Source organism: Amycolatopsis sp. NPDC049252, from assembly GCF_043197175.1.
Classification (GTDB): domain Bacteria; phylum Actinomycetota; class Actinomycetes; order Mycobacteriales; family Pseudonocardiaceae; genus Amycolatopsis.
This window is the reverse complement of the sequence record NZ_JBICSQ010000073.1, coordinates 26,329-42,535: the sequence shown is the minus strand read 5'-3', so window position 1 is coordinate 42,535 and position 16,207 is coordinate 26,329. Positions and strand designations below refer to the sequence as shown.

The window sequence follows — 16,207 nt, the reverse complement described above, 5'->3', positions numbered from 1 at the left end:
ACTCAGAGTCCCTCAAGGTGGCCTTCACGGACGAAGAGCTACTGCGAGCAGCGGCGGCCGCTGTTGATGCACTTGACGACCTGGTTCATCAGGCACTGGCCCATGACGTTGGCGAAGTCGTCGTGGTCCGAGCGTGGGTTGTGGCTCTCCTGCGGGAAAGCGTCCACTTTGTACTGGCCCTTGACCTGGATGTCGTGCGGGATGTTGTAAACCAGCTTGATCACCAGCTGCGGCACGTTCTTGAAGCCCTGCGGGCACTTGCCCTGCTGGTCGGCGAACACGATGTGCGTGCGGTGGTTCGTGCTGTCGATGTTCTTGCCGTCCCAGCAGTTCGGGAAGGCGTGGATCCGCTCGACCTTGCTGTTGCCCGGGCAGATCGGGTAGTGGTCGGTCAGCCGGTCTTCGAAGCCGGTGCACGTCCAGCTCGGCCGGGCGTTGGCCGGGCCGTTGGTGCTCTGCTTGGCGTCGCCGTAGAGGATGCGCAGGAACTGCGGCATCGCGACGACCTTCCGGGCGCCGCCGCTGGTGAACGAGATGGTCGCGGACTGGACGCGCTGGATCTCGCCGTCGTTGCCGGCGACCTCGTTCTTGTCGTTCACGCCGGGCAGTTCCGCGGCCGCGCCGTCGGCCTGCTTCTGCTGCTTCTTTCCGGCGGAGGCGTTCTTGTCGCCGTCGCTGTTCTGGCCGCCGTTGTCGAGACCGCCCTGGCCGCCCTGCTTGAGCTTGCACGCGGCGAGCCCCCCGAGGTTGGTCGGCTTGGCCGCGTTGCGCCCGATCGCCGTGGCGATCCGGTCGAGCACCGCGGTCCGCTTGTCCTTCAGCGGGCCCACGACGGCGTTCTGGACGTCCTGGGGCGTCTTGAGGTCGCCGTTGGCGATCCGCTTGTTCGCCTCGTCGATCTGCTGGTCGATCAGCGTGAGGTTGCGGTTCACCTCGTCCATCGCCTGGTCGGGGACGTCCTCGGGCAGCTGGCTCGCGACGTCCGGGCAGTCGACCTGCGTGGACGCGTTGTCCTTGGCCGCGCCCGCACGGTCGGCCGCCGGGACACTGGCGGGCGGGTTCGCCGCGGCCGCCTTCTCCTCGTCACCGGTGTCGATGCGGACGACCGGCCAGAAGTAGGCGGACTTGTCGCCGTTGCGGCAGGTGGTGCCGGCCTTCGACAGGCTCTTGTTGTTCGAGTCGGCGTTCGTCGAGAGGTTGCCGACGTAGTCGTGCAGGTGCTGGGCGCCGTTGCGGATACCCGGCTGCGCGATGAAGTTGTCGGGGTTGAAGTGGCCGTTTTCGTTGCGGCCGCAGTTCACCGTGAACGTGCCGCGCGCGCCTTTCTGCTGCAGCGCCTTGTTCACGTTGTTGCCGGCGGGGACCTTCGCGATGTCCAGGAAGAACGACGGGTCGGCGGGGTCGGCGCTGGCTTCACCGGTCTTGCCGGCGGTGGTCGCGACGACGATGCCGCCGACGGCGATCGCGAGGGCGAGGCCGCCGGTCGCGATCTTCGTTCTGCGGGAAATGCGGTGCCGGCCCGTGGCGGGGGATCGGGACATGGAGTTGTTCACCTCGTTAGGTTTTCCGGGCACGACGATGACGGCTGCGTGCCCGGCTGGGAGAACGCGCGGAACCCGGGGGAGTGTCATCGCACGCGGCTGTCGGGGACCGCGCCCGGTGTCACTGGTTCCGGCATTGGCTGAAACGGCCAGAAGTCAGGGGTGGTTCAAACCGCGATTCGGCCGTTATCAGTTCGTTACCTTCGGTTCGGGGCTAGTGTTCCGGTGACGTGATCCGGAGGGGGATGACCGTGGTGTGGTCGTTGACGGAGCTGGAAGCCGTGTTGCGGGCGTGCTGGGACGAGCGGACCTGCGATCCGTCCGACACCTGGGAGGCCGGCAATCCCGCCGCCGGGCACTGCAGTGTCACCGCGATGGCCGTGGCGGAGCTCCTCGGCGGGCTCCTGCTCTGCTCGGAGGTGTTCCGGCCCGACGGTGAGCGCGCCGGGCTGCACTACTGGAACCGGCTGCCCAGCGGCCTGGAGCTCGACCTCACCCGGGACCAGTTCCGCGACGGCGAGCAGCTCGGCCCGGTGACCGCGCACGAGCCGATCCGCCGCCCCGGCGCCCGCATGGCCACGCGCTACGACCTCTTCGCGTCCCGCGTGCGGGCGCGCCTCGGTGGCTCGGTGCCGGTGGGAATCCCGGCCTGATGGGGCCGGACCTGTGGAGCACGCCCGCCTACGAGGCGGCGTTGACCGAGGTGGCCCGGCGCGCCGGGGAGTTCACGCGGCTGCGGCACATCCCGCGTGACGTCGTCGAGAAGTTCATTCTCGCCGGGTTCTACCGGGCGACCACGCCGCGGCGGTTCGGCGGGGACGCCCGGCCGCCCGCGGAGTTCCTCCGCTCGGTCGAGCGGATGTCCGAAGTGGACGGCTCGGCCGGCTGGGTCGCCGGTTTCGGCGCGTCGGGCGTCTACCTGGCCGCGTTGCCGCCGGAGACCCAGACGCTTCTCTACGCCGACGGCCCGGACCTGGTCTTCGCCGGCGCGCTCTTCCCGGTGCAGCCCGCCGCGGAGGTCCCGGGCGGGTTCCGGGTCCGCGGGCAGTGGCGCCTGGCCGGCGGCAGCCTCGCGGCCGACTACGTCGGCGTCGGGATCGGGGCCGGTGCGTCGGGACGGCCGCGCACCGCCGTCCTGCCCGCGTCGCAGGTCGAGGTCGTCGACACCTGGGACGCCGTCGGGCTGCGCGGCACCGGCAGCCACGACCTGCGGGTGGACGGCGTCGACGTCCCGGCCGAATGGACGTTCGTCCACGGAGGCGGCGCGACCATCGACGAGCCGCTCTACCGCTACCCGGCCCTCGCTTACGCCGCGCAGGTGCTCGCCGTGGTGAACCTCGGCATCGCCCGCGCCGCGCTGAACCACGTGACCGGCTTCGGGGCGGGCCGCGCCGGGCTCACCGGCGCCCCGAAGCCGGCTGACCGGGCCTACGCGCGGATCGCCCTGGCGAAGGCCGAGGCGGAACTGCGTTCGGTGCGCGCGTTCTTCTACGAAGCCACCGAAGAGGTCTACGAGACGGCATTGTCGGGTACGCCGGGGCCGGAGCAGGTGAGCCTGCTGCGGCTGGCGGCGGCGCACGCGGCGCGGGTCGGGTTCGGCGTCGTGCAAGCCGCATTCACCCTCGGCGGAATCGCCGCGATCGACGCCGACCACCCGCTGCAGCGGTACCTGCGCGACGCCGCTGTCGTGCCGCAGCACGCGTTCCTCACCGAAGGCTTGTACGAAGGCGCGGGCGCGGTGTTCTTCGGCGCCGATCCGTTCCCCGGCTACCTCTGAACGATTCGTGCCAGGATGGGCCATATGGTTCAGGAGACGAGTGGATACGACGGTTTCGCCGAGACTTACGCGGTCGAGAACGAGACCAGCCTCATGAACGCCTACTACGAACGGCCCGCGGCCCTGGCGCTCGCCGGCGACGTGGCCGGACGGCGGGTCCTCGACGCCGGCTGCGGCTCGGGCCCGCTGTTCGCGGCGCTGCGCGAGCGTGGCGCCCTGGTGACCGGCTTCGACCAGAGCGCCGGGATGGTGGACCAGGCGCGGAAGCGGCTCGGCGCCGACGCGGACCTGCGGGTCGCCGACCTGGCCGATCCGCTGCCGTTCCCCGACGACGCGTTCGACGACGTCATGGCGTCCTTGGTGCTGCATTACCTGGAGGATTGGAAGCCGACCCTGGCCGAGCTGCGGCGCGTGCTGAGGACCGGTGGCCGGCTCATCGCCTCGGTCAACCACCCGATGATGGTCAACCTCACGCACCGCGCGGAAGGTCCCCGGCCCGACTACTTCGAGCGCTACACCTGGACGGACGAGTTCGTGCTGCAGGGGCAGAGCTGCAGCATGACGTTCTGGAACAAGCCGCTGCACGCGATGACCGACGCCTTCACCGAGGCCGGTTTCCGGATCGCAGTCATCCACGAGCCGCACCCGGTGCCGGAGGCGCGGGAGGTGTACCCGGACGACTTCCCGATCCTGGACACCTTCCCGAGCTTCCTGTTCTTCGTCCTCGAGGCGGTCTAGAGGCGCAGGCGGTCGCCGAGGTCGCGGATGTACGCGGGGTCGCCGCTGCCGAGGTCCAGCTGGCGGCGGCGCTCCGCCGCGAACGCCCGGCCCAGCGCCGTACGGTCCGATGTGGACATCGTGGCGCGGAGGTCGTTGAGCAGCCCGCGTTCCTCGCCTCGGACGTGCGTGTCGACGAGGTTCTCCAGGCGCTGCAACGCCTTCTCGAAGTCGTCGGGGTCGAGGGCGGCCAGGAGATCGTCCGCGAAGAGCTCTCCCGGCGTTTCCGGGCGGACGATGCGCTCGGTCGCCGTCGCGTGCGCGACCAGGTGGGCCGCCAGCTCGGCGACCAGGGCCGGGCGGTCGGCCTCGGTGTTGCGCAGGTCGCGGAACAGCTGCTCGAACCGCCGGTGGTCGGCCAGCAGCACCTCGACCAGGTCCGAGCCCGGCGCGACGGCGGCTGGGCCGGGGCGCATCCAGCCGAACGTCAGCTCCACGGCCTGGCGCCAGTGCCCGTACTCCGTGGTGCGGCGGCCCGGGTCCATCGCCGGCAGCCACTGCCCGGCGCGGTGCCAGTTGCGCCGCAGGCCCTCCAGGTCCGGCCAGTACCCGACGGACAGCCCGGCCGCGTACGCCGCGCCGAGCGACACCGTCTCGGCCACCATCGGCCGGACGACCGGCACGTCGAGGACGTCGGCGACGAACTGCATGAGCAGGTTGTCCGCGGTCATCCCGCCGTCGACCTTGAGCGTCTTGAGGGCCAGGCCCGAGTCGGCGTTCATCGCGTCGACGACCTCGCGGGTCTGCCAGCCGGTCGCCTCCAGCACCGCCCGCGCCAGGTGGCCCTTGGTGATGTACGACGTCAGCCCGGCGATCACGCCGCGTGCCTCGCTGTGCCAGTGTGGCGCGAACAGCCCGGAGAACGCCGGGACGATGTAGCAGCCGCCGTTGTCGTCGACCGTCCTGGCCAGGGTCTCGATCTCCGGCGCGCTGCCGATCAGCTCGAGGCCGTCGCGGAACCACTGCACCAGCGACCCCGTGACGGCGATCGAGCCTTCCAGGGCGTACACCGCGGGCTCGTCGCCGATCTTGAAGCCGACGGTGGTGAGCATGCCGTGGGTGGACAGGACCGGCGTCGGGCCGGTGTTGAGCAGCAGGAAGCTGCCGGTGCCGTAGGTGCACTTCGCCTCGCCGGGCGCGAAGCAGGTCTGGCCGAACAGCGCGGCCTGCTGGTCGCCGAGCGCGGCGGCGATCCGGATGCCGGGCACGACGCGGCTGGTGGTGCCGTACACCTCGGTCGACGAGCGGATCTCCGGCAGCATCGCGCGCGGGACGTCGAAGAAGTCGAGGAGCTCGTTGTCCCAGTTCAGGGTGCGCAGGTTCATCAGCATGGTGCGCGAGGCGTTGGTGACGTCGGTGACGTGCACCCCGCCCTCGGCGCCGCCGGTGAGGTTCCAGATCAGCCAGCTCTCGATGGTGCCGAAGAGGACGTCGCCGCGCTCGGCGCGTTCACGCAGGCCGGGGGTGCGGTCGAGCATCCAGCGGATGCGCGGCGCCGAGAAGTAGGTGGCCAGGGGGAGACCGCACAGCTGCCGGACGCGGTCCGCGCCGGGTTCGCGGGCGAGCTGTTCGAGCATGGCGTCGGTGCGGGTGTCCTGCCAGACGATCGCCCGCCCGACCGGGTTGCCGGTGTGCCGGTCCCACAGGACGGTCGTCTCCCGCTGGTTGGCGATCCCGAGGCCGACGACCTGGTCCGCGGTGGCGGAGGCGTCGGCGAGGGCCTGCGGGACGATCCGGGAGAGGTTGCGCCAGATCTCGGTGGCGTCGTGCTCGACCCAGCCGGGCCGCGGGAAGTGCTGCTGGTGCTCCCGCTGCACGACGGACACGAGCCGCCCGCGGGCGTCGAACAGGATGCACCGGGTGGAGGTGGTGCCCTGGTCGATGGACATCACGTACCGCTGGACCACGGACGCACCTCCTTCACGCTCGAGCGGCCGCGCCGGCTCGCCGCTGCGGCCGGGCGCCGGGGCCGGGCGCTGCTCGCGCTCAAGGGATCGGCCCCAGGGTCTCGAACCCGGCGCCTGCGGCGCCCCGGAGCGGCCAACACACCGCCCGCAGCGGCGAGCACACCGCCCGGAGCGGCGTACACGCGCCCCGGAAGGGCCAACACGCTGCCCGGAAGGGCCAACACGCTGCCCGGAGCGGTCAACGCACTGGCCGGAGCGGTCAACGCGCTCGCCACAGTGGTCAACGCACTGGCCGGAGTGGCCAACACGCTGGCCACAGTGGCCAACACTTTGCCCAGAACGGCCAACGCACTGCCCGGAGCGGTCAACACACTGGCCGCAACGGCCAACACGCTGCTCGGAGCGGCGAACACGCTGCCCGGAAGGGCCAACACGCTGCCCGGAGTGGCCCACACTCTGGCTGGAGTGGCCATCACACTACCCGGAGCGGCCAACGCGCCGAGGCTTGCGCCGTGTTGGCCACGCCCGGCGCCGTGTTGGCCGTTGCGGGCATGGTCTCGGGCCCCGCCGCGGCGCGGTGGCCGGGTCACCATCGGGACGCGCCCAGGTCGCGGGACACCGCGCGCGCCGCGTCGCGGACGTGGCCCAGCAAGCGCGGGTTGGGACTGCCGTCGTGCTCGCAGATGCGCTCCACCGCTCCCGACACGCCGATCGCGCCCACCACGATGCCGCCGTGGCCGCGGATCGGGGCGGCGATGCCCGCCTCGTCCGAGATCATCTCGCCGTTCTCCGCCGCCCAGCCCGCTTCGCGTACCCTCGCACACTCGCGCTTGATCGCCGTCTGGGTGACCAGCGTGCGGCGGGTGTACGCCTCCGTGGTGGCCTTCAACGTCGTGTCGTAGGCCAGCAGCACCTTGCCGAGCGACGTCGCGTGCAGCGGCAGCAGCGTGCCGACGTCGAGGGTCTGCAGGCTGTCGTCCGGGCGGAACACGTGGTGCACGACCAGCACCCGGCCCTCCAGGGGCGCGCCGATCCGGACGGCCTCGCCGCTGCGGGACGCCAGCGCGTCGGCCCAGTTGATCGCGCGCGATCGCAGCTCGTTGACGTCCAGGTAGCTCGTGCCCAGGTGCAGCAGCGTGGCCCCGAGCTGGTACTTGCCCGTGTCGCGGTCCTGCTCGACGAACCCGACGCCCTGCAGCGTCCGCAGGATCCCGTGCGCCGTGCCCTTCGCCAGCTCCAGCGACTCGGCGATCTCGCCGACGCCCAGCCGGCCCGAGCCCCGCGCCAGCAACCGCAGGATCGCGGCGGCGCGCTCGATGGACTGGATCGGACCCGGCACGCCGCCGACCCTAGCCCGACCGGCCGTGATTCGACAATGTCGAACATCGTCTTCCCGCGTTCGACAATGCCGACCCGGTCGCGTTGACCGGGTGTTTTCGCGAACTTAACTTTCACTCACCAGGGGGAATGGACGGTCCTTTGTGGAGGAAGCAATGGTGCGAAACCTCAAGGCCCACGGACTCGCCGGCGAAATGGCCGCGGAGTTCGTGGGGACGATGATCCTCATCCTGTTCGGGTGCGGGGTGGTGGCGCAGGTCGCCGCCGCGGGCATCGGGGACCACGACAGCATCGCCTGGGCCTGGGGCCTCGGTGTCACGCTCGGTGTCTACGTCGCTTCGCGGATCAGCGGCGCGCACCTGAACCCGGCCGTGACCGTCGCCCTCGCGGTCTTCAAGGGCTTCGAATGGCGCAAGGTCGCCCCCTACGCCCTGGCCCAGACCGCCGGCGCGTTCCTCGCCGCGCTGCTCGTGCGCTGGAACTACACCGAGGTGCTCAACGCCAAGGACCCCGGGCTCACGATCAAGACCCAGGGTGTGTTCTCCACCCTCCCGGGTAACGGCACACTTCCGGTGGGTGACTGGGGCGCCTTCCGCGACCAGATCATCGGCACCGCGATCCTCGTCCTGGTGATCTTCGCCATCACCGACCTCCGCAACACCTCGCCGGGCGCAAACCTGGCCCCGGTGGTCGTCGGCTTCCTCGTCGTCGCGATCGGCATGGCCTGGGGCACGAACGCCGGCTACGCGATCAACCCCGCCCGCGATTTCGGCCCGCGCCTGGCGTCCTGGCTGACCGGCTACGACACGGCGTGGTCCGACCAGTACGGCTTCCCCTACTGGTGGATCCCGATCGTGGCGCCCGTCCTCGGCGCGGTGATCGGCGGCGGGATCTACAAGTTCCTCATCGAGCGGCACCTGCCCGCCGGGGACCCGCTGGACGCCATGCCCGCCAAGGACTTCGAGACCGCCGCCTGAGAAGGGGAGAACACCATGCCTGACTACATCGGCGCCGTCGACCAGGGCACCACCAGCACCCGCTTCATGATCTTCGACCACGGCGGCAACGAGATCGCCCGCCACCAGCTGGAGCACGAGCAGATCCTGCCGAAGCCCGGCTGGGTCGAGCACGACGCCACCGAGATCTGGGAACGCACCCGCTCGGTCATCGCCACCGCGCTCAACAAGGCCAACCTGACGGCGAGCGATCTGGCCTCCCTCGGCATCACCAACCAGCGCGAGACCACCGTCGTGTGGAACCGCCGCACCGGCCGCCCATACGGCCACGCGATCGTCTGGCAGGACACCCGCACCGACCGGATCGCCTCGGCGCTGGAGCGCTCCGGAAAGGGCGAAGTCATCCGCCGCAAGGCCGGCCTGCCGCCCGCGACGTACTTCTCCGGCGGCAAGCTGCAGTGGATCCTCGAGAACGTCGACGGCGTCCGCGAAGACGCCGAAAAAGGTGACGCCCTGTTCGGCACCACCGACTCGTGGCTGATCTGGAACCTCACCGGCGGCCCCGACGGCGGCGTCCACGTGACCGACCCGACCAACGCGTCGCGCACCATGCTGATGGACCTCGAAACCCTCGACTGGGACGACGAGCTGCTGTCGTTCTTCGACGTCCCGCGCCAGATGCTGCCGAAGATCCGGCCGTCGTCGAACCCGGGCTTCTTCGGCACCACCCGCGCGGACGGCCCGCTCGGCGGCGAGGTCCCGATCGCCGGGGTCCTCGGCGACCAGCAGGCGGCCACCGTCGGGCAGGTCTGCTTCCGGCCCGGCGAGGCCAAGAACACCTACGGCACCGGCAACTTCCTGCTGCTCAACACCGGCCACGAGCTGGTCCGCTCGAAGCACGGCCTGCTCACGACGCTGTGCTACCAGTTCGGCGACGAGAAGCCGGTGTACGCGCTGGAAGGCTCGATCGCCGTCACCGGCTCGGCCGTGCAGTGGCTGCGCGACCAGCTCGGCATCATCAGCGGCGCGTCGCAGAGCGAGAGCCTGGCCCGCCAGGTCGAGGACAACGGCGGGGTCTACTTCGTCCCTGCGTTCTCCGGCCTGTTCGCGCCGTACTGGCGTTCGGACGCGCGGGGCGCGATCGTCGGGCTCACCCGCGCCACGACCAACGCCCATCTGGCGCGGGCCACCCTGGAAGCGATCTGCTACCAGACCCGCGACGTCGTCGAGGCGATGCAGAACGATTCCGGCGTCACCCTCGACGTGCTGCGGGTCGACGGCGGGGTGACCGCGAACGAGCTGTGCATGCAGCTGCAGGCGGACATCCTCGGCGTGCCGGTGTCGAAGCCGGTCGTCGCCGAGACCACCGCGCTCGGCGCCGCCTACGCGGCCGGGCTGGCCGTCGGCTTCTGGCGGTCGGCCGACGAGCTGGAACAGAACTGGAACGAGGACAAGCGCTGGGAGCCGTCGTGGACGGAAGAACAGCGCGCGGAGGGCTACGCGGGCTGGCAGAAGGCCGTCGGCCGGACGCTCGACTGGGTCGACGTGGAATGAGGATCTGATGAAGAGGAACACCGTGACACCGCTTTCGCCGGTGTACCGCGCGGAAACGCTGCGCAAGCTGGCCCGCGAAGAGGTCGACGTGCTGGTGGTCGGCGGGGGAGTGACCGGCGCGGGTGCCGCGCTCGACGCGGCGTCGCGCGGGCTGTCCGTGGCGCTCGTCGAGGCGCGGGACTTCGCCGCCGGGACGTCCAGCCGGTCGTCCAAGCTGATCCACGGCGGCCTGCGCTACCTGGAGCAGCTGGACTTCAAGCTGGTGCGTGAGGCCCTCAAGGAACGCGGCCTGCTGCTGCAGACCCTCGCCCCGCACCTGGTGCAGCCGGTGAAGTTCCTGGTGCCGCTGACGCACCGGGTGTGGGAGCGCGGGTACATCGGCGCCGGCGTCACGCTCTACGACACGCTCGGCGGGGCCCGCGCCCTGCCGCGGCACCGGCACCTGTCCAAGCGCGGCGCGTTCAAGGTGGCGCCGGCCCTGGCCGACGACGCGCTGGTCGGCGCGATCCAGTACTACGACGCCCAGGTCGACGACGCCCGCCACACGATGACCATCGCGCGGACGGCGGCCGAGCAGGGTGCTTCGGTGCTGACGCGGGCCCGCGTGACGTCGTTGCTCCGGGACGGCGAGCGCGTGATCGGCGCGAAGGTCGTGGACCGCGAGAGCGGCGTCGAGTTCGAGGTCCGGGCTCGCACGGTGATCGCGGCGACCGGCGTGTGGAGCGACGACATGTCCGAGGCGGCCGGGATCCCCGCGCCGTTCACCGTGCGCGCGTCGAAGGGCATCCACCTCGTGGTGCCGCGGGAGAAGATCGACCTCGACACCGGGCTGATCCTGCGCACCGAAAAGAGCGTGCTGTTCGTCATCCCGTGGGGCAAGCACTGGCTGGTCGGCACCACCGACACCGAGTGGGACCTCGACCGCGAGCACCCGGCGGCGAGCCGCGCGGACGTCGACTACGTGCTGGAGCACCTCAACGCGGTGCTGCGCACGCCGGTCACTCACGACGACATCGAAGGCGTCTACGCCGGTCTTCGCCCGCTGCTGGCGGCGAAGGCGGCCGCGACGACGAAGCTGTCGCGGGAGCACGCGGTGGCGCACCCGGTGCCGGGCCTGGTCATCGTGGCCGGCGGCAAGTACACGACGTACCGGGTGATGGCCGCGGACGCGGTCGACGTCGCGGTCGAGGAGATCGATCGCCCGACCCCGCCGTCGTGGACCGACCGGCTGCCGATCGTCGGTGCGGCCGGCTACCACGAGCTGTGGGACGGCCGGTTCGCGCTGGCGTCGCGGGCCGGCCTGCCGGTGGCCCGGATCGAGCACCTGCTGGGCCGCTACGGCTCGGCGATCGAGGACGTCCTGGCGTCGGTCGCGGAACGCCCCGAGCTGGGTGCGCCGCTGCCGGGCGCGGCGGAGTACCTGAAGGCGGAGGTCGTGTACGCGGTCTCGCACGAGGGCGCCCTGCACCTGGAGGACGTCCTCACCCGGCGGACGCGCATCTCGATCGAGGAACGCGACCGCGGCGTCACGGCGGCGCCGTGGGTCGCGGAGCTGATGGCCCCGCTGCTGGGCTGGGACGCGCCCAAGCAGGAGCGCGAGGTGGCCAACTACCTCGCCCGGGTCGAGGCGGAGCGCACGGCGCAGGAAGCCCCGGACGACGAGGCGGCCAACGCCAGCCGGCTCACCGCGCCGGCGTTGTTGCCGGGCTGACTCAACCGGTCACGCCCTTCGCGCGTGGACTCCCTGTCATCACCTTTTCGAAGGGGGAGCAGGGATGTTCAAGAGAATCGCGAGCGCGCTCGCGGGGGCGGTGGTGGTGCTCGCCACCGCCACCACCCCCGCGAGCGCCGCGGCCATCGCAAGGCCGGTCGACCTGGGTACGCTGCCCGGCGGGAGTACCAGCGAGGGCCTGCGGGTGAACTACCACGGGACGGTGTTCGGCACGGCCTACGACCCGGCGTTCAACGTCCACGGGGCGCGGTGGGACGCGGCGGGCCGGGTCTCGGACCTGCGTCCGGCGGACGGCTACACCGCGGTGGAGGCCGCCGCGCTCAACGAGGCCGGGGTGGCCGTGGGGAACTCCACGAACCACGTGCTCACCGGCCGGGCCACCGTTTGGGATGCCTCGGGGGTGCCGGTGCTCCTGCCGCTGTCGGACGAGTTCCCGCACCACCCCTACTCCGCGGCCACCGCGCTCAACGAGCACGGCATGGTCGCCGGCTTCGTCTACGGCGCTCCCGGGCCGGACACGGTCGTGCGGTGGGACACCGGCCGGGGCACGGTCACCGAGCTGGGCTTCGGCCGGGCCGTGGCGATCAACGAGGCGGGCGCGGTGATCAGCCGGAACACGTACTGGGACCCTGCGGGCCACGTCGTCGAGCCGGCCGAGGGCGGCTCGCTGTACGACCTCGACGACGCCGGGACCGTGGTCGGTGAGAGCGGCGGCCACGCGGCGAAGTGGGACTCGGCCGGGCACCTCACGGTGCTCGACACCACCTGGGCGTCCAGCACCGCGATGGCGATCACCGCCGACGGGACGATCTTCGGCGAGGTGACGGACAAGGACCACCAGACCCGGGTGGCGCGCTGGGACCGGACGGGCATCGTGACCGTGCTGCCGACCCCGGGCGACGTGCCGAGCCGGTTCACCGGGGCCAGCCGAACCGGCGTCGCGCTCGGGCAGACCGACACGGGGACGTCGTTCACCTGGGACACCGCCGGGCGGGTCTCGGTCCTGCCGCCGCTGGCCGAGAACGCGATCTGTTTCGCAGAGGGGCTGACCGACTGGGCGGTCACGGGGTCGTGCGACGTGCCCGGCTCGAACTTCCACGCGGTCCTGTGGAAGCTCGGCGAGCCGACCGGCAGCCGAGCTCCGTGAGGACGTACCGGGCGTTGTCCGAGATGACCGGGTTGGTCGTGCGGTAGTACGGCAGCTGGATCACGGCCATCGACAGCGCCCGGCCGCGGCCGCGCGCCCAGGCCGCGTCGTCGGCGCCGACGGCGTCGCGGAAGGCCGGGCGCGTGGCCGCGGTCAACAGGTTCCACGCGGGGATCAGGTCGCAGGCCGGGTCGCCGATGCCCGCTGTGGCCCAGTCGAGCACGGCGGTCAAGCGTCCATTGTGGACCAGGACGTTGCTCGGCATGAGGTCCCCGTGGACCCAGCGGCCGGAGCCGGCGGGGGCGTCCAGGGCCTCGGTCCAGACGTCGAGGGCCGCCTGCGCGTCGAACGGCTCGTCGGTGCGGCGCAAGGCTTCGACGGCGTCGCGGGTCGCGCGGTCGAGGGCGGTCAGGGGACCGCCGCGGTAGGCCGGGTGACCGTCCACTGTGGAGACCCGCAGCGCGTTGACGAACTCCGCCAGGCCCTCCGCTTCGGATCGGCCTTCGACCGCCGGCTCCCCGTCCAGCCACTCGTGCACGGACCACGGCCACGGGTAACCCTCGCTGGGTTCGCCGATCCCGGCGACGACCGGGACCGCCACCGGCAGTTCGCCGAGCGACGCCAGCACCCGGGCTTCTTTCGCGACGTCGCCCGCGCCGCTCGCGGTCAGGGGGAAGCGGACGGTGAACTCGTCACCCAGGCGGAACACGGCGTTGACCGTGCCGCCCGAAGCCAGCGGGGTGACCGGGAGCGAAGCCCACCGCGGGAACTGCGCGCGGACCAGCCGCCGGACGAGCGCGGGGTCGGGACTGTGCATGCCGCTACCGAATCAGCAGGTCAGGCCGGGGTCAACGGATTTCCGCGACCCCGAATTGCACGATGATGCATCGACGTGCATAATCATTCGCATGTCCAAGGTGCTCACTTCCCTGCCCGTCGGCGAGCGTGTCGGTATCGCCTTCTCCGGTGGCCTCGACACTTCCGTGGCCGTCGCCTGGATGCGCGACAAAGGCGCTGTCCCCTGCACCTACACCGCCGACATCGGCCAGTACGACGAGCCCGACATCGCGTCGGTGCCCGGGCGCGCCCACGCCTACGGCGCGGAGGTCGCGCGGCTGGTCGACTGCCGGGAAGCCCTCGTCGAAGAGGGGCTCGCGGCGCTGACGTGCGGTGCGTTCCACATCCGCTCCGGCGGCCGCAGCTACTTCAACACCACGCCGCTCGGGCGCGCCGTCACCGGCACCCTGCTGGTGCGGGCCATGCTCGAGGACGACGTCCAGATCTGGGGCGACGGCTCGACCTTCAAGGGCAACGACATCGAGCGGTTCTACCGCTACGGCCTGCTCGCCAACCCCTCCCTGCGGATCTACAAGCCGTGGCTCGACGCCGCCTTCGTCACCGAACTCGGTGGCCGCAAGGAGATGTCGGAGTGGCTGCTGGCCCACGACCTGCCCTACCGCGACAGCACCGAAAAGGCGTACTCCACCGACGCCAACATCTGGGGCGCCACGCACGAGGCGAAGTCGCTGGAGCACCTCGACACCGGCCTCGAGATCGTCCAGCCCATCATGGGCGTGAAGTTCTGGGACCCCGAGGTCGAGATCGTCGCCGAAGACGTCACGATCGGCTTCGAGCAGGGCCGGCCGGTGTCGATCAACGGCAAGGAGTTCGCCACGGCCGTGGACCTGGTGCTGGAGGCCAACGCCGTCGGCGGCCGGCACGGCCTGGGCATGTCCGACCAGATCGAGAACCGGATCATCGAGGCCAAGAGCCGCGGCATCTACGAGGCGCCGGGCATGGCGCTGCTGCACGCGGCCTACGAGCGGCTCGTCAACGCGGTCCACAACGAGGACACCGTCGCCAGCTACCACAACGAGGGCCGCCGCCTCGGTCGCCTGATGTACGAAGGCCGCTGGCTCGACCCGCAGGCGATGATGCTGCGGGAGTCGCTGCAGCGCTGGGTCGGCACCGCGATCACCGGCGAGGTGACGCTGCGGCTGCGCCGCGGTGAGGACTACTCGATCGTCGACACGACGGGTCCGGCGTTCAGCTACCACCCCGACAAGCTGTCGATGGAGCGCACCACGGACTCGGCGTTCGGTCCGGTGGACCGCATCGGCCAGCTGACCATGCGCAACCTCGACATCGCCGACTCGCGCGCGAAGCTGGAGCAGTACGCCAGCCTCGGCATGGTCGGCGGCACCGCGCACACGCACCCGAAGCTGATCGGCGCGGCCCAGGCGGCGTCGACCGGCCTGATCGGCGCGATGGCCGAGGGTGGCGCCCAGGTGATCGCCTCCCGCGGCAAGGCTTCGGGCGGCGACGAGCTGCTCGACCAGGCCGCGATGGAGTCCGGCACCGACTGACCTGCTCGCGAGAGAAGAGACCCGGCCGCACGGTCGGGTCTCTTCTCACAGGCACGCAGGATGCGTGACTGGTCACTCACTCGACGGCACGAGAACGACCTTGCCGGTGATCGTCCCGGACTCCGCCAGCGTCAACGCCTTCGCGACGTCCGTCAGCGGGAACCGGGCCGCGACCTGAGCCTTCAGCTTGCCCGCCGCCGCCAGGTCGAACACCGCCGTGAGGTCCTCCGCCAGGCGGGCGCGGAACTTCGCGAGGTTCCGCTTGCCGCCCCAGACGTTGTAGAAGTGCGTGCGGCGGCCGTTCGGCAGCGCCTGCCACCACAGCAGGCGGGCGACCAGCTTCAGCACCGCCGGGCGCGGGTTGCCACCGGTGTCCTTCGTGGACGCGCTGCCGTAGGCGACCAGCGTGCCGCCCGGGGCCAGCAGCCGGAACGAGTCGACGATGCCGGGCCCGCCGACGTGGTCGAACACGGCGTCCACGCCACCGGGGGCCAGCGCGCGGACCTGGGCGGGAACGTCGCCGCGGTAGTCGACCGCGGTGGCGCCCAGTGCGGTGACGACGTCGGCGTTGCGCGCGGACGCCGTGCCGAGCACCCGGATCCCGGCCGCGCGGGCCAGCTGCACCAGCGTCGTGCCCACGCCGCCGCTGGCGCCGTGCACCAGGATCGTGCCGCCGGCGCGCACCCGGGCCTTGCGGTGCAGCATCTGCCAGGCCGTGATCCCGTTGACCACGAACGTCTCGGCGTCGGCGGCGTCCAGGCCGTCCGGCACCGGCACGAGGTCGGCGGCGTCCACGACGAGGTGGCTGCTCCAGCCGCCGATCTTGGTCATCGCGGCCACGCGGCGGCCGACGAGGACCGGGTCGGCCGCTTCGAGCACGGTGCCGACGACGTCGTAGCCGGGTACGAACGGGAACGGCGGCTGGTCGTAGTACTTGCCGCGACGCATCTGCTGCTCGGCGAACGAGATCCCGCTGGCTTCGACGCGCAGGAGCGCCTGGCCCGGGCCCGGGGCGGGCAGTGCGCGGGTGGTGACCTGGAGGCCGTCCGGCTCGACGAGGCCGGGGAGGACGATTTCGGTGGCGGTGGTGGTCATCGGACTGCTCCTTCGAT

At 71.4% G+C, this 16,207-nt stretch carries 13 protein-coding genes; 8 read left to right on the top strand and 5 right to left on the bottom strand.

The genetic code is table 11. The annotated features are described in order from the left end of the window. Positions 1-38: 38 nt before the first annotated feature. On the bottom strand, positions 39-1,541 hold the full coding sequence (locus ACGFMK_RS39870; RefSeq protein WP_392774496.1) for a DUF1996 domain-containing protein: 1,503 nt from the start codon (positions 1,539-1,541) through the stop codon (positions 39-41). A 245-nt stretch (positions 1,542-1,786) separates the two neighbouring features. On the opposite strand from ACGFMK_RS39870, the gene ACGFMK_RS39865 reads away from it, so the two are divergent. From ACGFMK_RS39865 to ACGFMK_RS39855, 3 genes are read left to right on the top strand one after another with little or no spacing between them, the layout of a single operon-like run. Beyond that, entirely contained in the window at positions 1,787-2,194 is a 408-nt protein-coding gene (locus ACGFMK_RS39865) for a hypothetical protein (protein WP_392774495.1), read from the top strand. Further along, positions 2,194-3,318 (top strand): acyl-CoA dehydrogenase family protein, encoded by a 1,125-nt coding sequence (locus ACGFMK_RS39860; RefSeq protein WP_392774493.1) that lies wholly within the window; start codon positions 2,194-2,196, stop codon positions 3,316-3,318. Before ACGFMK_RS39865 ends, ACGFMK_RS39860 begins: the two co-directional genes overlap by 1 nt. 24 nt (positions 3,319-3,342) lie before the next feature. Further along, positions 3,343-4,056: a class I SAM-dependent methyltransferase gene (locus ACGFMK_RS39855; protein ID WP_392774491.1), complete on the top strand. Its 714-nt coding sequence runs from the start codon at positions 3,343-3,345 to the stop codon at positions 4,054-4,056. Here the strand turns inward: ACGFMK_RS39855 and glpK (ACGFMK_RS39850) are convergent. Together glpK (ACGFMK_RS39850) and ACGFMK_RS39845 are read right to left on the bottom strand one after the other, a co-directional pair. Next, positions 4,053-6,002, bottom strand: a complete 1,950-nt coding sequence (gene glpK, locus ACGFMK_RS39850; RefSeq protein ID WP_392774489.1) for a glycerol kinase GlpK — start codon at positions 6,000-6,002, stop codon at positions 4,053-4,055. The two genes, ACGFMK_RS39855 and glpK (ACGFMK_RS39850), sit on opposite strands and share 4 nt — an antisense overlap. 586 nt (positions 6,003-6,588) lie before the next feature. Next, positions 6,589-7,341: an IclR family transcriptional regulator gene (locus ACGFMK_RS39845; protein ID WP_392774487.1), complete on the bottom strand. Its 753-nt coding sequence runs from the start codon at positions 7,339-7,341 to the stop codon at positions 6,589-6,591. 154 nt (positions 7,342-7,495) lie between these two features. Here ACGFMK_RS39845 and ACGFMK_RS39840 point away from each other — a divergent pair, with 154 nt between their 5' ends. The 4 genes from ACGFMK_RS39840 (at position 7,496) to ACGFMK_RS39825 (ending at position 12,729) form a co-directional block, all read left to right on the top strand. Further along, positions 7,496-8,317, top strand: coding sequence for an MIP/aquaporin family protein (locus ACGFMK_RS39840; RefSeq protein WP_392774486.1), 822 nt, complete (start codon positions 7,496-7,498; stop codon positions 8,315-8,317). A gap of 15 nt (positions 8,318-8,332) precedes the next feature. After that, a complete protein-coding gene (gene glpK, locus ACGFMK_RS39835; protein ID WP_392774484.1) occupies positions 8,333-9,850 on the top strand; it encodes a glycerol kinase GlpK in 1,518 nt (505 codons plus the stop codon). Positions 9,851-9,857: 7 nt separating this feature from the next. Then, a complete protein-coding gene (glpD, locus tag ACGFMK_RS39830; RefSeq protein WP_392774482.1) occupies positions 9,858-11,561 on the top strand; it encodes a glycerol-3-phosphate dehydrogenase in 1,704 nt (567 codons plus the stop codon). A gap of 64 nt (positions 11,562-11,625) precedes the next feature. Continuing rightward, positions 11,626-12,729: a hypothetical protein gene (locus ACGFMK_RS39825; RefSeq protein ID WP_392774480.1), complete on the top strand. Its 1,104-nt coding sequence runs from the start codon at positions 11,626-11,628 to the stop codon at positions 12,727-12,729. On the opposite strand, the gene ACGFMK_RS39820 is transcribed toward ACGFMK_RS39825, so the two are convergent. After that, the gene (locus ACGFMK_RS39820) at positions 12,644-13,546 is read right to left on the bottom strand and encodes an aminoglycoside phosphotransferase family protein (protein WP_392774478.1); all 903 of its coding nucleotides are present in this window, start codon (positions 13,544-13,546) and stop codon (positions 12,644-12,646) included. The genes ACGFMK_RS39825 and ACGFMK_RS39820 overlap by 86 nt on opposite strands. Positions 13,547-13,637: 91 nt before the next feature. Between ACGFMK_RS39820 and argG the strand changes: the two genes are divergently transcribed. Beyond that, complete coding sequence (gene argG, locus ACGFMK_RS39815) at positions 13,638-15,095, top strand: argininosuccinate synthase (protein ID WP_392774476.1); 1,458 nt, start codon at positions 13,638-13,640, stop codon at positions 15,093-15,095. 72 nt (positions 15,096-15,167) lie between these two features. On the opposite strand, the gene ACGFMK_RS39810 is transcribed toward argG, so the two are convergent. After that, positions 15,168-16,190: a medium chain dehydrogenase/reductase family protein gene (locus tag ACGFMK_RS39810; protein WP_392774474.1), complete on the bottom strand. Its 1,023-nt coding sequence runs from the start codon at positions 16,188-16,190 to the stop codon at positions 15,168-15,170. Between the last annotated feature and the right edge of the window lie 17 nt (positions 16,191-16,207).